Source organism: Synechococcus sp. N26 (assembly GCF_900473975.1).
Lineage (GTDB): Bacteria > Cyanobacteriota > Cyanobacteriia > PCC-6307 > Cyanobiaceae > Parasynechococcus.
Genome location: NZ_UCNM01000007.1, coordinates 45,881 through 61,916, shown reverse-complemented (window position 1 = coordinate 61,916; position 16,036 = coordinate 45,881). Strand labels below are relative to the sequence as shown.

17 protein-coding genes are annotated in these 16,036 nt (G+C 63.7%); 8 read left to right on the top strand and 9 right to left on the bottom strand.

Annotated elements, in window-relative coordinates; genetic code table 11:
• Positions 1 to 64 precede the first annotated feature (64 nt).
• Positions 65 to 1,009 carry an LCP family protein gene (locus tag DXY33_RS04830; RefSeq protein WP_115131978.1) on the top strand — a complete coding sequence of 315 codons (945 nt, stop codon included), beginning with the start codon at positions 65 to 67 and terminating at the stop codon, positions 1,007 to 1,009.
• Here the strand turns inward: DXY33_RS04830 and psbP are convergent, their stop codons facing one another.
• On the bottom strand, positions 1,010 to 1,564 hold the full coding sequence (gene psbP / locus DXY33_RS04825; RefSeq protein WP_115132231.1) for a photosystem II reaction center PsbP: 555 nt from the start codon (positions 1,562 to 1,564) through the stop codon (positions 1,010 to 1,012).
• A gap of 134 nt (positions 1,565 to 1,698) precedes the next feature.
• On the opposite strand from psbP, the gene recR reads away from it, so the two are divergent.
• Positions 1,699 to 2,274 (top strand): recombination mediator RecR, encoded by a 576-nt coding sequence (gene recR / locus DXY33_RS04820; RefSeq protein WP_025362207.1) that lies wholly within the window; start codon positions 1,699 to 1,701, stop codon positions 2,272 to 2,274.
• A complete protein-coding gene (gene lipA, locus DXY33_RS04815; protein ID WP_115131977.1) occupies positions 2,271 to 3,170 on the top strand; it encodes a lipoyl synthase in 900 nt (299 codons plus the stop codon). The genes recR and lipA overlap by 4 nt, the downstream gene beginning before the upstream one ends.
• On the opposite strand, the gene DXY33_RS04810 is transcribed toward lipA, so the two are convergent.
• The 8 genes from DXY33_RS04810 to lysA all read right to left on the bottom strand — a co-directional run bounded on the left by DXY33_RS04810 (position 3,155) and on the right by lysA (position 10,220).
• Positions 3,155 to 3,652, bottom strand: coding sequence for a hypothetical protein (locus tag DXY33_RS04810; RefSeq protein WP_115132230.1), 498 nt, complete (start codon positions 3,650 to 3,652; stop codon positions 3,155 to 3,157). The genes lipA and DXY33_RS04810 overlap by 16 nt on opposite strands.
• Positions 3,653 to 3,686: 34 nt before the next feature.
• Positions 3,687 to 4,658: a DUF952 domain-containing protein gene (locus DXY33_RS04805; RefSeq protein ID WP_115131976.1), complete on the bottom strand. Its 972-nt coding sequence runs from the start codon at positions 4,656 to 4,658 to the stop codon at positions 3,687 to 3,689.
• A gap of 48 nt (positions 4,659 to 4,706) precedes the next feature.
• Positions 4,707 to 5,705, bottom strand: coding sequence for a rhodanese-related sulfurtransferase (locus DXY33_RS04800; RefSeq protein ID WP_115131975.1), 999 nt, complete (start codon positions 5,703 to 5,705; stop codon positions 4,707 to 4,709).
• 66 nt (positions 5,706 to 5,771) lie between these two features.
• The gene (locus tag DXY33_RS12230) at positions 5,772 to 5,942 is read right to left on the bottom strand and encodes a hypothetical protein (RefSeq protein ID WP_170950941.1); all 171 of its coding nucleotides are present in this window, start codon (positions 5,940 to 5,942) and stop codon (positions 5,772 to 5,774) included.
• A gap of 274 nt (positions 5,943 to 6,216) precedes the next feature.
• Positions 6,217 to 7,212 carry a biotin synthase BioB gene (gene bioB / locus DXY33_RS04795; RefSeq protein ID WP_115131974.1) on the bottom strand — a complete coding sequence of 332 codons (996 nt, stop codon included), beginning with the start codon at positions 7,210 to 7,212 and terminating at the stop codon, positions 6,217 to 6,219.
• The gene (locus DXY33_RS04790; protein WP_115131973.1) at positions 7,209 to 7,991 is read right to left on the bottom strand and encodes an isoprenyl transferase; all 783 of its coding nucleotides are present in this window, start codon (positions 7,989 to 7,991) and stop codon (positions 7,209 to 7,211) included. The genes bioB and DXY33_RS04790 overlap by 4 nt, the downstream gene beginning before the upstream one ends.
• Complete coding sequence (gene cdaA, locus DXY33_RS04785) at positions 7,988 to 8,818, bottom strand: diadenylate cyclase CdaA (protein ID WP_115131972.1); 831 nt, start codon at positions 8,816 to 8,818, stop codon at positions 7,988 to 7,990. The genes DXY33_RS04790 and cdaA overlap by 4 nt, the downstream gene beginning before the upstream one ends.
• 22 nt (positions 8,819 to 8,840) lie before the next feature.
• Positions 8,841 to 10,220 (bottom strand): diaminopimelate decarboxylase, encoded by a 1,380-nt coding sequence (gene lysA / locus DXY33_RS04780; RefSeq protein WP_115131971.1) that lies wholly within the window; start codon positions 10,218 to 10,220, stop codon positions 8,841 to 8,843.
• 3 nt (positions 10,221 to 10,223) lie between these two features.
• Between lysA and rimI the strand changes: the two genes are divergently transcribed.
• The 5 genes from rimI (at position 10,224) to DXY33_RS04755 (ending at position 16,032) form a co-directional block, all read left to right on the top strand.
• A complete protein-coding gene (rimI, locus tag DXY33_RS04775; protein ID WP_115132229.1) occupies positions 10,224 to 10,739 on the top strand; it encodes a ribosomal protein S18-alanine N-acetyltransferase in 516 nt (171 codons plus the stop codon).
• Between the two features lie 176 nt (positions 10,740 to 10,915).
• Positions 10,916 to 13,456, top strand: a complete 2,541-nt coding sequence (locus DXY33_RS04770) for an ATP-dependent Clp protease ATP-binding subunit (protein ID WP_115131970.1) — start codon at positions 10,916 to 10,918, stop codon at positions 13,454 to 13,456.
• Positions 13,456 to 14,556: an iron-containing alcohol dehydrogenase family protein gene (locus DXY33_RS04765; RefSeq protein WP_115131969.1), complete on the top strand. Its 1,101-nt coding sequence runs from the start codon at positions 13,456 to 13,458 to the stop codon at positions 14,554 to 14,556. The genes DXY33_RS04770 and DXY33_RS04765 overlap by 1 nt, the downstream gene beginning before the upstream one ends.
• Positions 14,553 to 15,419, top strand: coding sequence for an alpha/beta fold hydrolase (locus DXY33_RS04760; protein WP_115131968.1), 867 nt, complete (start codon positions 14,553 to 14,555; stop codon positions 15,417 to 15,419). The genes DXY33_RS04765 and DXY33_RS04760 overlap by 4 nt, the downstream gene beginning before the upstream one ends.
• On the top strand, positions 15,412 to 16,032 hold the full coding sequence (locus DXY33_RS04755; protein ID WP_115131967.1) for a DUF2993 domain-containing protein: 621 nt from the start codon (positions 15,412 to 15,414) through the stop codon (positions 16,030 to 16,032). Before DXY33_RS04760 ends, DXY33_RS04755 begins: the two co-directional genes overlap by 8 nt.
• Positions 16,033 to 16,036: the final 4 nt, after the last annotated feature.

Here is a 16,036-nt window from a genome sequence, read left to right as displayed (position 1 = left end):
GAGGCCTGCGCCCCTCTACCCGAGATGGGACGAGCGCGCCAAGATGCTGCATAACACGTGTTCCATGCCACAAGCCCCTCCTGCTAAGGCGTCAACTGATGCCATCAATTGGCCGGTGGTTGCTGCTGTGGTGGCGGGTCTCAGCGGTGGCCTGATTCTTTCGGTTCCGCTGAGCCGGTTGATCACGGCGCCATCCAGCACGGCAGATCAACCCTTCGCGCTGCTTCAGCCCGCGCCGCTGTCCAACCCGTTTGCCGGTTGGACAGGCTTCGGGGCCAGGGAGGTGGTGGTGCTGGGCCGGGACCGCACTAGTAGCAACACCGATGTGATCTTCACGGTGCGGGTGGATGGCACCACCACATCGATCACCCAGATCCCACGCGACAGCTACATCGATGCCGAGGGCTTCGGCGGCATCAAGCTCAATGCGCTGATGGCCTACGGCGGTGTGGAGGCGGTGGAGCGGGAGTTGTCGCGCCTGATGAACCGCCCAATCCGTCATCACATCGTGGTGCGCTTGGATGCGATCGAAACCCTGGCCAACCTGGTGGGGGGCATCGAAGTGGATGTTCCCAAGCGCCTGTACTACGTCGATCGCAGTCAGAACCTGTTGATCGACCTGCAGCCAGGACCTCAGCTGTTGAAGGGCAAGGATCTGGAGGGCTTCCTTCGTTGGCGCAACGACGGCCGCGGCGATTTCGGCCGTCTGGAACGGCAGCAGCTGGCGCTGAAGGGGCTGTTTGAGCAGATGAAACAACCGCAGAATCTGATCCGCCTGCCGGCCTTGATCACTGCGGCGGGGCAGGCGTTGGAGACGGATCTGGGGCCAATGGAACTGGGCGGGTTGGTCAGCGCCATGGGCACCACCGAACTGAAGGCCTCCAGCCTGAGGGCGGTTCCGTTCGATGCCGACGGCATTAGCTATCTGGATACGGAGTGGCCGGTGCACTCGAGCACTGGCGCCGATTCAGGTGACTCCAACGGTCGGCGTTTTCGCTTCCTGTTCTGATCAGATCAGCAGGGTCAGTGAGCGCACCACCCGGCCGCAGAGGTCACCCACCTTGCCCCAGCGGTCTTCGTTGACGCTTGTGGCCAGGGTGTAGAGCCGGCCGCGGTCCACCACCACAGTCGCCAACTCATGGCGGTCGCGGTCTTCCAGGTGCACGGCGTATTCCAGATCGTAGAAGGTGTGGCCATTCACTTCACGCTCCTGCGCTTCCACCAGCTCGGCGGTGCGGCCGCTGCCGGCGGTGGCGATCACTTCACGGCGCAGGCGCTCGCCAACGGCAACGGCGCTGCCCAGTTCACTCAGCTCGTTGTCTTCGTTCACCTTGTTGATCATCAGGCTCGCGGTTTCATCGCTGTGGATGAGGTCGTGAAACACCACCCGGGGTCCGTTGCTCACCTGCACCTCGGTCCAGCCGGTGGGATAGAGGAAGGCGAAGCGGCCATCCGGGCTCTGGTACGACTGCAGCCCTGCCGTTGGTCCCGCCGCGCAGGCCCCCAGCACCAGAGCCAGAACGCCGCAAACGATCACGCGACTCAGAGACTGGAGGAGCTGCATCAGCGGGGCGATCAATCCACGGGCCATTCTGCCGTTGTGGCCTGATGGTCGTGGCCCCTGTTGCGGCAGATGATCTCCGCAACTCCTACATTTCCCGCATCGGCGGCAGACCCCTGAGCGGCTTCACCAAACCGTTGGCTCGACTGATTGATCAGTTCGAGCGTCTGCCCGGCATCGGCCCGCGCACGGCCCAGCGGCTCGCGTTGCATCTGCTGAACCAACCGCAGGAGCAGATTCATCAGTTCGCTGACGCTTTGCTGGCGGCCCGCACCCAGGTGGGCCAGTGCCAGACCTGTTTCCACCTCTCCGCCGATCCCGAATGTGAGATCTGCCGCAACCCCGAGCGCCGCAATGGCGTGATCTGTGTGGTGGCCGATTCCCGCGATCTGTTGGCGCTGGAGCGCACCCGCGAATTCCAGGGGCGCTACCACGTGCTCGGTGGTCTGATCTCACCCATGGATGGCATTGGTCCGGAGCTGCTGCACGTCACCGAATTGGTGCAGCGCATCACCAATGAGGAGATCAGTGAGGTGATTCTGGCCCTCACCCCCAGCGTGGAAGGGGACACCACCAGCTTGTATCTGGGGCGGTTGCTCAAGCCCTTCTGCTCAGTGAGCCGAATCGCCTACGGCCTGCCGATGGGCAGTGAACTGGAATACGCCGATGAGGTCACCCTGAGCAGGGCTCTTGAAGGACGCCGGCCGGTATGAGCAAGTACAGCGCCATCCCCCCTGCCGAGCGACTGCCGGACTGGCTGCGGCGGCCGATCGGCAACGCCTCGGAGTTGGAGCGGGTGCAGGGGCTGGTGAAGCAGAACCGGCTCCACACCATCTGTGAGGAGGGGCGCTGCCCCAACCGCGGCGAGTGCTACGCCGCCGGAACGGCGACGTTTCTGTTGGGTGGCTCGATCTGCACCCGCAGCTGTGCCTTCTGCCAGGTGGACAAGGGCCAGGCCCCGATGCCGGTGGATGCCGCCGAAGCCGAGCGGGTGGCCGATGCCGTTGAGGCGATGCAGCTCCGTTATGTGGTGCTCACGGCGGTGGCCCGCGATGATCTCGCCGATCACGGCGCCAGCCTGTTCACCAGCACCATGGCGGCGATCCGAGCCCGCAATCCGCTGATCGCCCTCGAAGTGCTCACCCCCGATTTCTGGGGGGGAGTGTCGGATCACGATCAGGCGTTGGCGGCCCAACGGGAGCGATTGGCCACGGTGCTGGCGGCCCAACCGGTGTGCTTCAACCACAACCTGGAAACGGTGCAGCGGCTGCAGGGGGAGGTGCGCCGCGGTGCCACCTATGAACGATCCCTGGGTTTATTAGCGGCCGCCCGTGAGCTGGCGCCGGAAATCCCCACCAAGAGTGGCCTGATGCTCGGCTTGGGGGAAAGCCGCGACGAGGTGATCGCCACCCTCAAGGATCTCCGCAGCGTGGATTGCCAACGGATCACCCTGGGGCAGTACCTGCGCCCCTCGCTTGTGCACATTCCGGTGGCCCGCTATTGGACGCCCCAGGAGTTCGATGAGCTGGGGGATGTGGCCCGCGAGCTGGGCTTTGCCCAGGTGCGCAGTGGTCCGCTGGTGCGCAGCAGTTATCACGCCGCCGACTGACGCCAGCCCCGCAGGCTGCGCTCCAGCACGGTGGCCACATCACCACTCATCAGGGCCCCGGCGCCGCCCCAGACCATGCGCAGGGGCAGATCCCAGAGCGCCGCTTCCACATCGCGGGATTTGCTGAAGCCGCGTTGGCGGAAGTAACGCACCAGCCGGCGGTGCTGCTGCTCGTCGTCGCGGATGGCCAGCAATCGGGCCCGGGAGCAGGGGGTGGCCTCCTGGGCCCAGGCCATGGTGGCCGCCCAGGTCAGATCGCCCACGCCGGCAGGCGCCTTTGGCATCACCCGCATCGTGTCGAGTTGCAGGCCTGTGGCGTCGGAATAAGCCCATCCCTTCATTTCCCCCAGCAGCAGCAGGTTGCCGCTGGAGCCTTGCTGGGCCACGACCAGCCGCAGGCTCCACAGCCCCAGGGGGCGGCCCACCTGCAACCTCAGCAGCAGTCCCCGATCACGGGCTTCGGCTTCCAGTCGCTCAAGCATCGATTGGGATCTGGCCACGGTCATGGTCGTCCGGTCATGCTGCCGCGGGCATGGTGCCGACCGAGCGCACTGCCTTCAAAGGCAGCGGCCCGTAGAGATGGGGGAACAGTTCGCCGGTGGGGATGGCATCGGCCCGCAGGGGAGCGTTCACGGCGGCGGGATCAATCTCCAACAGCAGCACCTCGCCGGCGTCGGCGTAGAACCGCTCAAAGGTGGCCTGCACCTGCTCTTGCCAGGAGCAGTGTATGAAGCCCACCTGCTCCAGGCTCATTCCCCGGGTGGAGATGCGGTAGCTGCCGTTGGCCTGGGCGGCCTGCCAGTCGGCCTTGAGGGCCAGGTGAAACAGGGCTTGATCCTTGGGAACTGCCACGGCATCGGCGGGGAAGTGGTGTTGTTGCCCCCCGGCATCCCAGGGGTCGGCCCGCTGCATCAGCCGCTCAAAACGGGGATCCTCGAGGAAGTGCTGGAGCCAGTGGCGAAGAGCTTCCAGGCTGTTGTCGTTGTCGAATCCCTCGGGATCCGCGATGCGCCACTGCCGCACGAACGGCCAGAGGGCGGCATCCGCCAGCGAGCAGCGCTCGCCCAGCAGCCAGCCCTGATCAGCGATCCTCTGGTTCCAGTCCTGAAGGATGGCCAGCCCGGCGGCCCGTTGCTCGTCTTTGTTGGTGCCTGGGTAGCGGTCGGTGTACTTGAACCGGTCGAGATGATGTTTGAAAGCACCGTCGTTCTGCTCGATCAGCGCTGAGGCATCGCCGGCGTTGCGCAGCTCGCGAGGGTCTGCTTGATCCAGGGCCCAGTGCATCACCGCCAGGCTTTCTTCGATCACGCTGCCGTCCGGCAACACCAGCACGGGCACGGTGCCCTTGGGGGAGACCGCCAACATCTCCGACGGCTTGGCCTTGAGTGCGATCTCACGCCACTGAACCAACAGTCCTGCCTCCAGCAGCGCCCAGCGGGCGCGCATGGCGTAGGGGCAGCGTCGAAAGCTGTAGAGGATCGTCAGCACGGCATCGGGGTGGTCCCTGGCAGGGATTGTCCGATGCAGACTGACTGCTCAGGCCCGCTGCTGGTCGATGTTGTGTTGGTCGATCTGGGGTTGATCAATCTGGCGTTGATCGATCTGACGCTGACGCATGGCGAAGCGTTCCCGGTCGGCATCGCTGAAGCGATCCACGCAGTGCACGCACTGCACCCCTTTGATGTAACTCGGCAGTTCGCGTTGCTGGGCTGACACCGGCAGGCCGCAGGCGTGGCAAAGGCTGTGCTCTCCAGGTTCCAGCCGGTGGTTCAACGCCACCCTTTGATCAAAAACAAAGCACTCCCCTTGCCAGCGGCTCTCGGCTTCCGGCACTTGCTCGAGGTACTTGAGGATGCCGCCGCGCAGGTGGTGCACCTCCCCGAAACCCTGTTGCTGCAGGTAGCTGCTGGCTTTTTCGCAGCGGATCCCGCCGGTACAGAACATGGCGATGCGCTTGCTTCCCTTCTCTTCGATCAGGGGCCGCAGCGTGGACTCTGCCCATTGCGGGAAGTCGCGGAAGCTCTCGGTGCTGGGGTCGATGGCCCCCTCGAAGCTGCCGATCGCCGTTTCGTAGCTGTTGCGTGTGTCGATCACCAGGGTGTCGGGATCATCCACCAGGGCATTCCAGTGTTCGGGTTCCACATAGGTGCCCACGTTGGCGCTGGGATCCACGCTGGCCACGCCGATGGTCACGATCTCCTTTTTGCGGCGGGCCTTGAAACGGCGGAACACCGGTTTTTCGGCCCAGCTGCGCTTCACCTCGAGCCGTGCGTAGTGGTCCTCGCCCAGATCCAACGAGGCGCGTAGGTGATCCAGCAGCGCATCAACTCCGTGCTGTGGTCCGCTGATCGTGCCGTTCACCCCTTCATGGGCCACCAACACAGATCCGAGCACGCTGCCTTCGTGAGCCAGGCTCGGCAAACGGGTCAGCAATGCCTCCCGACGCTCGTCATCCAGCGGCGTGAAGGCATAGAACGCCGCCACCAGGAGTCGGCTGTCCTTGGCCAGCACAGGCTCCAGGTTGCTTGGATCCACGCTGTTACGGGTTCAAGAGTCCTCCAGCCTGCATCAGGCCGGGGCGTGCCACCTCGTTGTTAGTTGTCAGGCTTTCCTGCTGATCCGCACCGAAGCCGGCTTCAAGGGACAGGCCAGGGCATGGAAGGGCTTGTGGCCTCCTTCAAAGATCAGGCTTCCCATCGGTTGAGCGTTGGCGCTGTCGATCTTCATGGCTGAGCCACAGACCAGCACGGTGTAGCTCAACCGGGATGTCACCCACAATGAGTGTTTTGTGCAGTGTTTCCGGTTGGTGACAGTCGGGATGGTTCGCGCAGAACCTGTCCGGCCCGATCTCAATAGCGGTGATGGTGGTGACGCTGCTTGTCGTCCTTGATCGCTTCCAGGATCACCGAGAGAACAAACAGACCGAGCAGCGAGGGGATGACGATGGGATCAATCACGGCGCCTCATCGAAGGGCTGTTTCCGGTCTAGCCCTGCGCCCCCTCAGCCTGTATGCCAGTGGGCTGATCGTTACATGGGTGCAGCTGATCAGCGGGGCGAGCAGCTGGCTGGAGCCGCCGCGCCCTCTTGCCAGTTGGCGGTCACCCCCGCATCGGCGAGCAGTTGGCGGTCGGCCTCCACGTCCGGGTTGCCGGTGGTGAGCAGAACATCGCCGTAGAAGATCGAATCGGCCCCCGCCTGCAGGCAGAGGATCTGCGCTTCCCGGCTCATCGATTCACGGCCGGCGCTCAACCGCACCCGGGCATGGGGCATCAGGATCCTTGCGGTCGCCACCATCCGCACCAGCTCCAGCGGTTCGAAGGGAGCCTGCTCTTCCAAGGGGGTGCCTTCCACCGCCACCAGGCCGTTCACCGGAACGCTTTCGGGATGGGGGTTCATGCTGGCCAGCACCTGCAGCATGGAGGCGCGGTCCCGCAGGGTCTCACCCATGCCGATGATGCCGCCGCAGCAGAGGGTGACGCCGGCCTTGCGCACCCGTTGCAGGGTTTCCAACCGATCCTGATAGGTGCGGGTGGAAATGATCCTGTCGTAGTGCTCGGGGCTGGTGTCGAGGTTGTGGTTGTAGGCCGTGAGGCCGGCTTGGGCCAAGCGTTCCGCCTGCTGGTCGGTGAGCATCCCCGCGGTCACGCAGGCTTCCATCCCCATGCCGCGCACCCCCCGCACCATGTCGAGCATCGCCTCAAAGGGAGCGCCATCGCGGATCTCGCGCCAGGCCCAGCCCATGCAGAAACGATCAGCACCGGCTTCCTTGGCGGCCCGGGCCCGCTGAAGCACCGGCTCCACCTGCATCTGGGCTTCAAAGGCCGTCACGTCACTGCTGTTGTGGATCGACTGAGAGCAGTAGGCACAGTCTTCTTCGCAGCCCCCCGTTTTCACGCTCAGCAATGAGGCCAGCTGCACCCGGTAGCCCGGGTTGGCTTCTCGATGCACGGTTTGGGCCTGCCAGAGCAGCTCCATCAAGGGAAGTTCCAGCAGGGTTTGGATCTCCTCGGTGGTCCAGTCGTGGCGGATGCTGAGGGTCATGGGCGGATCGGATCAAGACCGCCGAAGCGGCGGTGGCGACGTTGGAAATCGAGCAGGGCGGCTTTCAGTGCATCGGAATTGAAGTCAGGCCAGAGCACATCGGTGACGTGAATCTCGGCGTAGGCCAGTTGCCAGAGCAGGAAATTGCTGATCCGGTGTTCGCCGCTGGTGCGGATCAACAGATCGGGATCCTGTTCGCCAGCCGTGAACAGTTCGGCGGCGATGCTGTTCTCGTCGATGCTGTCGGGGTCCAGCTCCCCGGCAGCAGCGCGTTGGGCCAGCCGCTGAGCGGCTTGCACCAGCTCCCGTCGACCGCCGTAGTTGGTGCAGACGTTGAAGTGAATGCCGTTGTTGCCAGCCGTCCGGGCCGTGGCATCGGCAATCAGCTCCTGCAGTTTCTGGGGCAGGGCCTTCAGATCGCCGAGAAAGCGAATCCGCACCTGTTCGGCCTCGAGCGCCTGCAGTTCGGACTGCAGCACCCGTTCGAACAGGGTCATGAGGAAGTTCACTTCCTCCCCTGGGCGCGACCAGTTCTCCGTGGAGAAGGCGTAGGCCGTGAGGGCTTGGATCCCCCAGTCACTGCACAGTCGCAGGGTGGCTTTCAGCGCTTCAACCCCAGCCCGATGCCCCATCACGCGGGGCAAACCGCGGGATTTCGCCCAGCGACCATTGCCATCCATGATCAGGGCCACGTGCTGCGGGAGCCGACCCGGGTCGAGGTCCGCAGGCAGAAGCGAACGATCGGCCGTGTCAGTGCTGGTGGCCGGAGGGCGGCTCAAGACAGCGATTCGGACGGAGCGCTACCCACCGTACGCCGTGCTGGAGGCATCGATTCTGCGGTGCTGAACAGCTCCCTGAGCAGTTCCTGGAGGCGTGAACTGGTGATCGGTCGTTCCAGCTTGCCCTGGTTCGCCAGAGACAGCGTGCCGGTTTCTTCCGACACAACGATGCAGATGCAGCGATCGAAGCGCTCGGTGATCCCGAGGGCCGCCAGATGGCGGGTGCCGAAACGGCTCACGCTGTCCCTCGACAGGGGAAGAATCACCCCCGCCGACTCGATGCGATTGCCCCGCACCAGCACGGCACCGTCGTGGAGGGGGGTGTCGGCGGCGAACAGGTTGAGCATCAGCTCTCGACTCAGCACAGCACCAATGGGGATGCCGGGATTGAGAAAGTCCTCAGGCCTCAGGTCGCTGCCCAGGTCCACCACAATCAGGGCCCCACGCCGCAACTGCGACAGCCGGCCTGCTGCCTCGGTGATCTGGCTGACGGTGCCTGCCGAAGCGCTGAACTCTTTCTGGGGATTGCCCAGCAACACGGCCAGCCGGCCGGTCCCCAGCAGTTCCATCAGGCGCCGCAGCTCCCCTTGCCAAAGGATGGCCAGGGAGAGCGAACAGGCCATGACGAGCGCGTCCACCAGCTTTGTGGTGAGGGGCAGGTTGGCGAAGCGCTGGACGAACCAGGCCATCGCCACCAGAAACAACCATCCCCGGAGCAGCCACAGGGTGCGCTGCTCGTTGACGCGGGAAAAAAGCAGAAAGCCGATGGAAGAGGCAAAGAGAACGTCGAGCACAAGGCGCGGATCCACCACCGCCAACACGTTCACTCCGCCCTTCTCATCACTGCTGTCAACGTAACGCGTTGAATCGTTCTGGCAAAACGTCGTAGCGCAGCAGGTCATCCGGCTGCTCCCGCTTCTGCACCAGTTCAGCTGCCCCGTCGTGCACCAGAACGGCAGCGGGCCTCGGGATCCGGTTGTAGTTCGAACTCATCGAGGCGTTGTAGGCACCGGTGGCAAACACGGTGACGATGTCACCGCTCTCGGTGGTGGGCAGGGGCAGGTCCTTCAGCAGCACATCGCCGGATTCGCAGTGCTTGCCCACCAGGTTCACGCTTTCGTCTGGCTTGGCCAGGGGGCGATCGGCCAGGCAGCAGGTGTAGAGCGACTGGTAGGTGATCGGGCGAGGGTTGTCGCTCATGCCACCGTCGATGGCCACGTAGGTGCGCACGTTCGGGATCGTTTTGCGCGAGCCCACCGAGTACAGGGTGACGCCGGCGGTCGCCACCAGGGAACGGCCCGGTTCGCACATCAACCGCGGCAGCTCGAGGCCCCGTTCCTGGCAAGCGGTGGTGACGGCTTCGGCCACCACCTGGATCCACTGCTCAATGCTCGGGGGGTCGTCCGACTCCACGTAGCGGATGCCCAGGCCGCCGCCCACGTTTAGGTCGCTAACGGGATGGCCCAGGTCACGGGCCAGTTTCAGCTTGTCGGCCATCACCGCCGCCAGATCCCGGTGGGGCTCGAGTTCAAAAATCTGGGATCCGATGTGGGCGTGCAGCCCGGTGAGTTGGGCCCAGGGCTGTCCCACCAGGCTGCGCAGCACGGGTTCCACCTGGTCGGGATCGAAGCCGAACTTGCTGTCCAAGTGACCGGTGCGGATGTATTCGTGCGTGTGGCACTCGATGCCTGGGGTGAAGCGCAGCATCAGGCGAGCCGGTTCGGCTCCAGCGGGCACTAGTTCGGCGAGGCGATCGAGATCGTGCTGGTTGTCCACAACGATCGCTACCTTGTTGGCGTACGCGAGCAGCAGCTCCTCGTCGGATTTGTTGTTGCCGTGCAGCACCATCCGCTCTCCGGGCATTCCCCCACGCAGTGCGGTCAGCAGTTCACCGGCTGACACCGCATCCAGACCGAGCCCCTCGGAGGCCGCCAGGCTGCTCATCACCAGAGAGCTGTTGGCTTTGGAGGCGTAGATCGGCAGGGATGGCCCGGCGTAATGCTTCTCCAGGGCCTGGCGGTAGGCCCGGCACGTGGCCCGAACGGTGGCTTCGTCCAGCACATACAACGGTGTGCCGTAACGCTCTGCCAGATCGCTGAGACGACACCCGCCCACAACAAGACGGTCGGTGTCGTCGAGTTCTGTGGTGATTGGGGTCAGGTTTCGATTGGGGCTCTCCGCATCCCGATTGGCCTCGAAGGGCCGTTGACTGGTGATGGTTTGGGTCACGGAGTGGCGGCGTCGAAGGGCAATCTAGGAATCGACCCTGCAGGGGGCGGACCGACTGCGCAGATCCTGCGTCTTGACCCGTCCTGGCAGCAAGCCTGTCTGGAACTGGATCAACGGGCGCTCAACGGCCTCTGGACCGCAGAGCAATGGCGGCGTGAGCTGGACGACCCCCGGCGCCTCTGCATCGGTCTTGTGCAGGCCGATGCCCTATTGGGGGTGGCCTGCGGCTGGATGGTGGCCGATGAACTGCACATCACGGCGGTGGCTGTGGATCCCGACAGGCGCCGCAGCGGCCATGGAGATGTGCTTTTGAAAGCACTGTTGCAACGGGCACGACAGCACGGTGCCGTGCACGCCACCCTCGAGGTGGCCAGCGACAACGTTGCCGCTCTGGCGCTTTACGCCAAAGCCGGTTTCCGCACCGCAGGCACCCGTTCCGGGTACTACTCCGATGGTCGCGACGCCCTCATTCAGTGGTGTCGCATCCCATCAGCGCCGTCGCCCACGTCGGCGACTTGAAGTTGTTCGGTTTCCCGTCCCTGGGAGACAAAAAAAGCGGTGAATCTTGTGGGATTCATTGTTATTTTTTGTGCGCTTCAGACCAGTCTCAGACTGGAGAGTGACCGAACAAACCGAACACTCGCAGCAGTCCCTCAACCCTGATAGCTTAGTCACATCACTGCATTGGCCCAGCGATGTTTGAACGCTTCACCGAGAAGGCCATCAAGGTGATCATGCTGGCCCAGGAAGAGGCCCGCAGACTTGGTCACAACTTCGTTGGTACCGAACAGATCCTCCTCGGCCTGATTGGCGAGGGAACGGGGGTTGCCGCCAAGGTGCTCAAGTCCATGGGGGTCAACCTCAAGGATGCCCGGGTTGAAGTTGAGAAAATCATCGGCCGTGGATCCGGCTTTGTCGCTGTTGAGATCCCCTTCACGCCCCGCGCCAAGCGCGTCCTGGAGCTATCTCTGGAAGAGGCCCGTCAGCTCGGTCACAACTACATCGGCACAGAGCACCTGCTGCTCGGTCTGATCCGTGAGGGTGAAGGTGTTGCTGCCCGTGTGCTGGAGAACCTTGGCGTCGACCTGGCCAAGGTGCGCACCCAGGTGATCCGCATGCTCGGTGAAACCGCTGAAGTCTCCGCCGGCGGCGGTGGCGGCGGTGCCAAGGGATCCACCAAAACCCCCACCCTCGACGAGTTCGGCAACAACCTCACCCAGCTCGCCACCGAAGCCAAGCTCGACCCGGTGGTGGGTCGTCACAACGAAATCGATCGCGTCATCCAGATCCTGGGTCGCCGCACCAAGAACAATCCCGTTCTGATCGGCGAGCCCGGTGTCGGTAAGACCGCCATCGCTGAAGGTCTGGCCCAGCGCATTCAGCAGGGAGACATCCCCGACATCCTTGAAGACAAGCGTGTCCTGACTCTGGATATCGGTCTGCTGGTGGCCGGCACCAAGTACCGAGGTGAGTTCGAAGAGCGCCTCAAGAAGATCATGGAGGAGATCAAGGCGGCCGGAAACGTGATCCTCGTGATCGACGAGGTGCACACCCTGATCGGTGCCGGTGCTGCTGAGGGGGCGATCGACGCTGCCAACATCCTCAAGCCGGCCCTCGCCCGAGGTGAGCTGCAGTGCATCGGTGCCACCACCCTCGACGAGTACCGCAAGCACATCGAACGGGACGCCGCCCTGGAGCGCCGTTTCCAGCCGGTGAATGTGGGCGAGCCGTCCATCGACGACACCATCGAAATCCTGCGTGGCCTGCGCGAGCGTTACGAGCAGCACCACCGCCTCAAGATCACCGACGATGCCCTTGTGGCAGCTGCAACCCTCGGAGATCGCTACATCTCGGATCGCTTCCTGCCCGACAAGGCCATCGACCTGATCGATGAAGCCGGTTCCCGCGTGCGTCTGCTCAATTCGAAGCTGCCCCCCGCGGCCAAGGAAGTGGACAAGGAACTGCGTTCCGTCCAGAAGGAAAAGGAAGATGCCGTTCGCGATCAGGACTTCACCAAGGCCGGTGAACTGCGCGAGAAGGAAGTGGAACTGCGGGAGCAGATCCGTTCTCTGCTTCAGGCCAACAAGGACGAGGTCAAGGCTGACGCAACCTCCGAATCCGGCGAACCAGTTGCAACTGAAGCGCCTGCTTCAGACAGCTCACCGATGGTGAACGAGGAGGACATCGCCCAGATCGTCGCCTCCTGGACCGGTGTTCCGGTGCAGAAGCTCACCGAAAGCGAGTCGGTCAAGCTGCTCAACATGGAGGAAACCCTCCACAAGCGCCTGATCGGTCAGGACGAAGCCGTCAAGGCGGTGTCCAAGGCCATCCGCCGTGCTCGGGTCGGTTTGAAGAACCCCAACCGCCCGATCGCCAGCTTCATTTTCTCCGGCCCCACCGGTGTGGGTAAAACCGAGCTAACCAAAGCTCTGGCCACCTACTTCTTCGGCAGCGAAGAGGCGATGATCCGCCTCGACATGTCGGAATTCATGGAGCGCCACACGGTCAGCAAGCTGATCGGCTCGCCTCCGGGCTATGTGGGCTTCAACGAAGGCGGTCAGCTCACCGAGGCGGTGCGTCGCCGGCCTTACACCGTGGTGCTCTTCGACGAAATCGAAAAGGCGCACCCCGATGTGTTCAACCTGCTGCTGCAGCTTCTGGAAGACGGCCGTCTGACCGATTCCAAGGGCCGCACGGTCGACTTCAAGAACACCCTGATCATCATGACCTCGAACATTGGTTCGAAGGTGATCGAGAAGGGTGGCGGCGGCCTCGGCTTCGAGTTCTCCGGTGAAAGCGCTGAGGAGTCTCAGTACACCCGGATCCGTTCCCTGGTGAATGAGGAGCTCAAGCAGTACTTCCGGCCTGAATTCCTCAACCGTCTCGACGAAATCATCGTCTTCCGCCAGCTCAACCGCGACGAGGTCAAGGAGATCGCCGAGATCATGCTCAAGGAGGTCTTTGGCCGCATGGGCGAGAAGGGCATCACCCTCACCGTGTCCGATGCCTTCAAGGAGCGCCTGGTGGAGGAGGGCTACAACCCTGCCTATGGCGCACGTCCGCTGCGTCGCGCTGTCATGCGTCTTCTCGAGGATTCCCTCGCCGAAGAGGTGCTGTCTGGTCGGATCAAGGACGGCGACCACGCCGAAGTTGATGTCGATGAGAACAAGAAGGTGGTGGTCCGTCACAAAGGTCAGGTGGACACGGCACCGCAACTCGCCGGTGCCAGCGTCTGATGGTTCGATCCATCTCGTCCCACTCCATTGCCCCCGCCAGCGTCTTGCGGGGGGATGGAGCCTGGGATGAGGCCTTGCCTCAGATCAAATCTCTCTGTTCACGTCCGCTGGTGCTGGGTCGCAGTGACTCCACTGCCGATCAGCGACAGCGTTTGGTGTCGGATCTCTTGGCTCATGGGCTCCAACCTCTTCAGGCTCAGCTTCAGTTTGACTGCTGTGAGCAGGATCTCAAGAGGGTGGCTGCTGTAGCCCAGGGCAGTGACGCCGTTCTGGCTGCCGGGGGCGGAAAAGTGCTGGACGCCGGCAAGTTGCTGGCCCATCGCCTTTCCCTGCCCTGCATCACCGTTCCACTCAGCGCCTCCACCTGCGCCGGTTGGACGGCTCTGTCCAACATCTATTCCCCACAGGGTGCTTTCGAAGGGGATGTGGCCCTTGATCGCTGTCCTGATCTTCTTGTCTTCGATCACGGCCTGGTGCGCCAGGCCCCACCCCGCACGCTGGCCAGTGGTGTCGCTGATGCCCTGGCCAAGTGGTACGAAGCCTCGGTGAGCAGCCGCGACAGCAGCGATGGTCTGGTGCAGCAGGCCGTGCAGATGGCACGGGTGCTGCGCGATCAATTGCTGATCGACAGCCTTACGGCGCTGAAGGATCCAGACAGTGAAGCCTGGGTGCGAACCGCCGAAGCCTGTGCTCTCACTGCTGGCGTGATGGGGGGACTGGGCGGTGCCCGTTGCCGCACTGTTGCTGCCCATGCCGTTCACAACGGCCTCACCCAGCTGAAGGCCTGTCACCACGTTCTGCACGGCGAGAAGGTGGGCTTCGGAATTCTTGTGCAGCTTCGCCTGGAGGAACGTCTGGGCGGCAACCGGCTGGCAGGCCAGGCCCACCGCCAGCTGTTGCCGTTGCTGCGGCAGCTTGGTCTGCCCGTCAGCCTTGATGATCTGGGTCTGGCGCAGGCCAGCCTCAGTGAGTTGCAGGAGGTGTGTCGCTTCGCCTGCCGCGAGGGTTCCGATCTGCATCATTTGCCCTTCGCTGTTACGCCTGGTGCTTTGCTGGAGGCCCTTGTGGGCGCTGCCGAACTCAGCCCCAGCAGCCTTTGAAGACGCTTCTGAATCAATTGCGGCCGGCTCTGCTTGACCCGCAGGCCGAGTCCCTGGCCGCTGAGGTGCAGTGGTGGATGTTGCCGGGTCTGGGTGTGGATGATCCGTTCCCGGTGGCGGTGCTCGGCCAGGGCGCTCCGTTGTTGCTGCTGCATGGTTTCGACAGCAGTTTTCTCGAATACCGTCGCCTGGCTCCCCTCCTGGCCGATCGCTTTCAACTGTTCATCCCCGACCTGTTCGGTTTTGGTTTTTCGCCGCGTCCCCGGGGCCTGACCTACGGGCCAGAAGCTGTGTTGCGGCATCTCGATGCCCTGATCGAGCGGCTTCCCACAGACGCTCCCCTGAGCCTGATCGGGGCCTCCATGGGAGGGGCCGTGGCCGTGGAGCTGGCCCGGCGTCATCCCGAGCGTGTGGCTTCTCTGCTGCTGCTGGCTCCTGCCGGTCTCACGGGGCGTCCGATGCCTGTTCCGCCCCTGTTGGATCGTTTTGGTGCCTGGTTCCTGGGGCGTCCTGGCGTGCGGCGTGGTCTTTGTCGCCAGGCTTTCGCTGATCCCGATGCGGATGTGGGTGCTCCGGAAGAGCAAATCGCCTCGTTGCACCTGCAATGCCCCGGCTGGGCGGAGGCCTTGGCGGCCTTCGCACGCAGTGGTGGTTTCGCCGGATGTGGGGATCCCTTGCCCTCCCAATCACTGCAAGTGATCTGGGGTGACAACGATCGGATTCTGCGTGCTTCGCAGAAGCAGGCGCTTCAGGCTTTGCTGGATCAGCCGGTGGAGACCTTACCCTCCTGCGGCCATCTCCCCCATATCGATCAGCCCCGAAAGGTGGCTGAGCGGTGTCAGGCGCTGTTGAACCATGGCTGATCCTGTTCTCAATGTGCTGGCTGGGGCCCTGCGCCTCTGGATTCGCAGCCAGTGCGACAGCATCGGCAGCCTCGAACTGGCCCTGAACGGCTCCAGCTGGTCGTTGCTGCGGGGGCGTCTGGATGGTGTGACCCTCACGGCGAGGGATGCCTGTTTCCAGGGGCTGCCCTTGCAGCATGTTGAGTTGCGCAGCGGTCCGATTGCGGTGGACATGAAGCTGCTCAGTCCCGGTCAGATGCTGGCCCTGAAGCAGCCGTTCCAGGTGGCGGGCGAGGTGAGTTTCAACGGCCGTCAGCTCAACAGCGCGTTGCTGGCCGAACCCTGGCGCTGGCTCGGGGACTGGATGGCTGAACAGCTGATGGGGCTCAGCCCGTTGGGGGCGCTGCGCATTGACGTGGATCTGCTGGAGTTGCAGGTGCCCGTCGCGGCCCATCAAGACCCCGTTCGCCGTCGCTTCCGCCTTCATGGGGAGCAGGGAACACTGTGCTTCCGGCCGGAGACCGCCGATGAACCGCGCATCTTGCTGCCGATGGACCCCGCCATTCGAATCGAGCAGGTGCAGCTGGCGGGTGGCCAGCTGGCCCTCAAAGGCCAGGCCAGCGTCACCCCATAGCGCT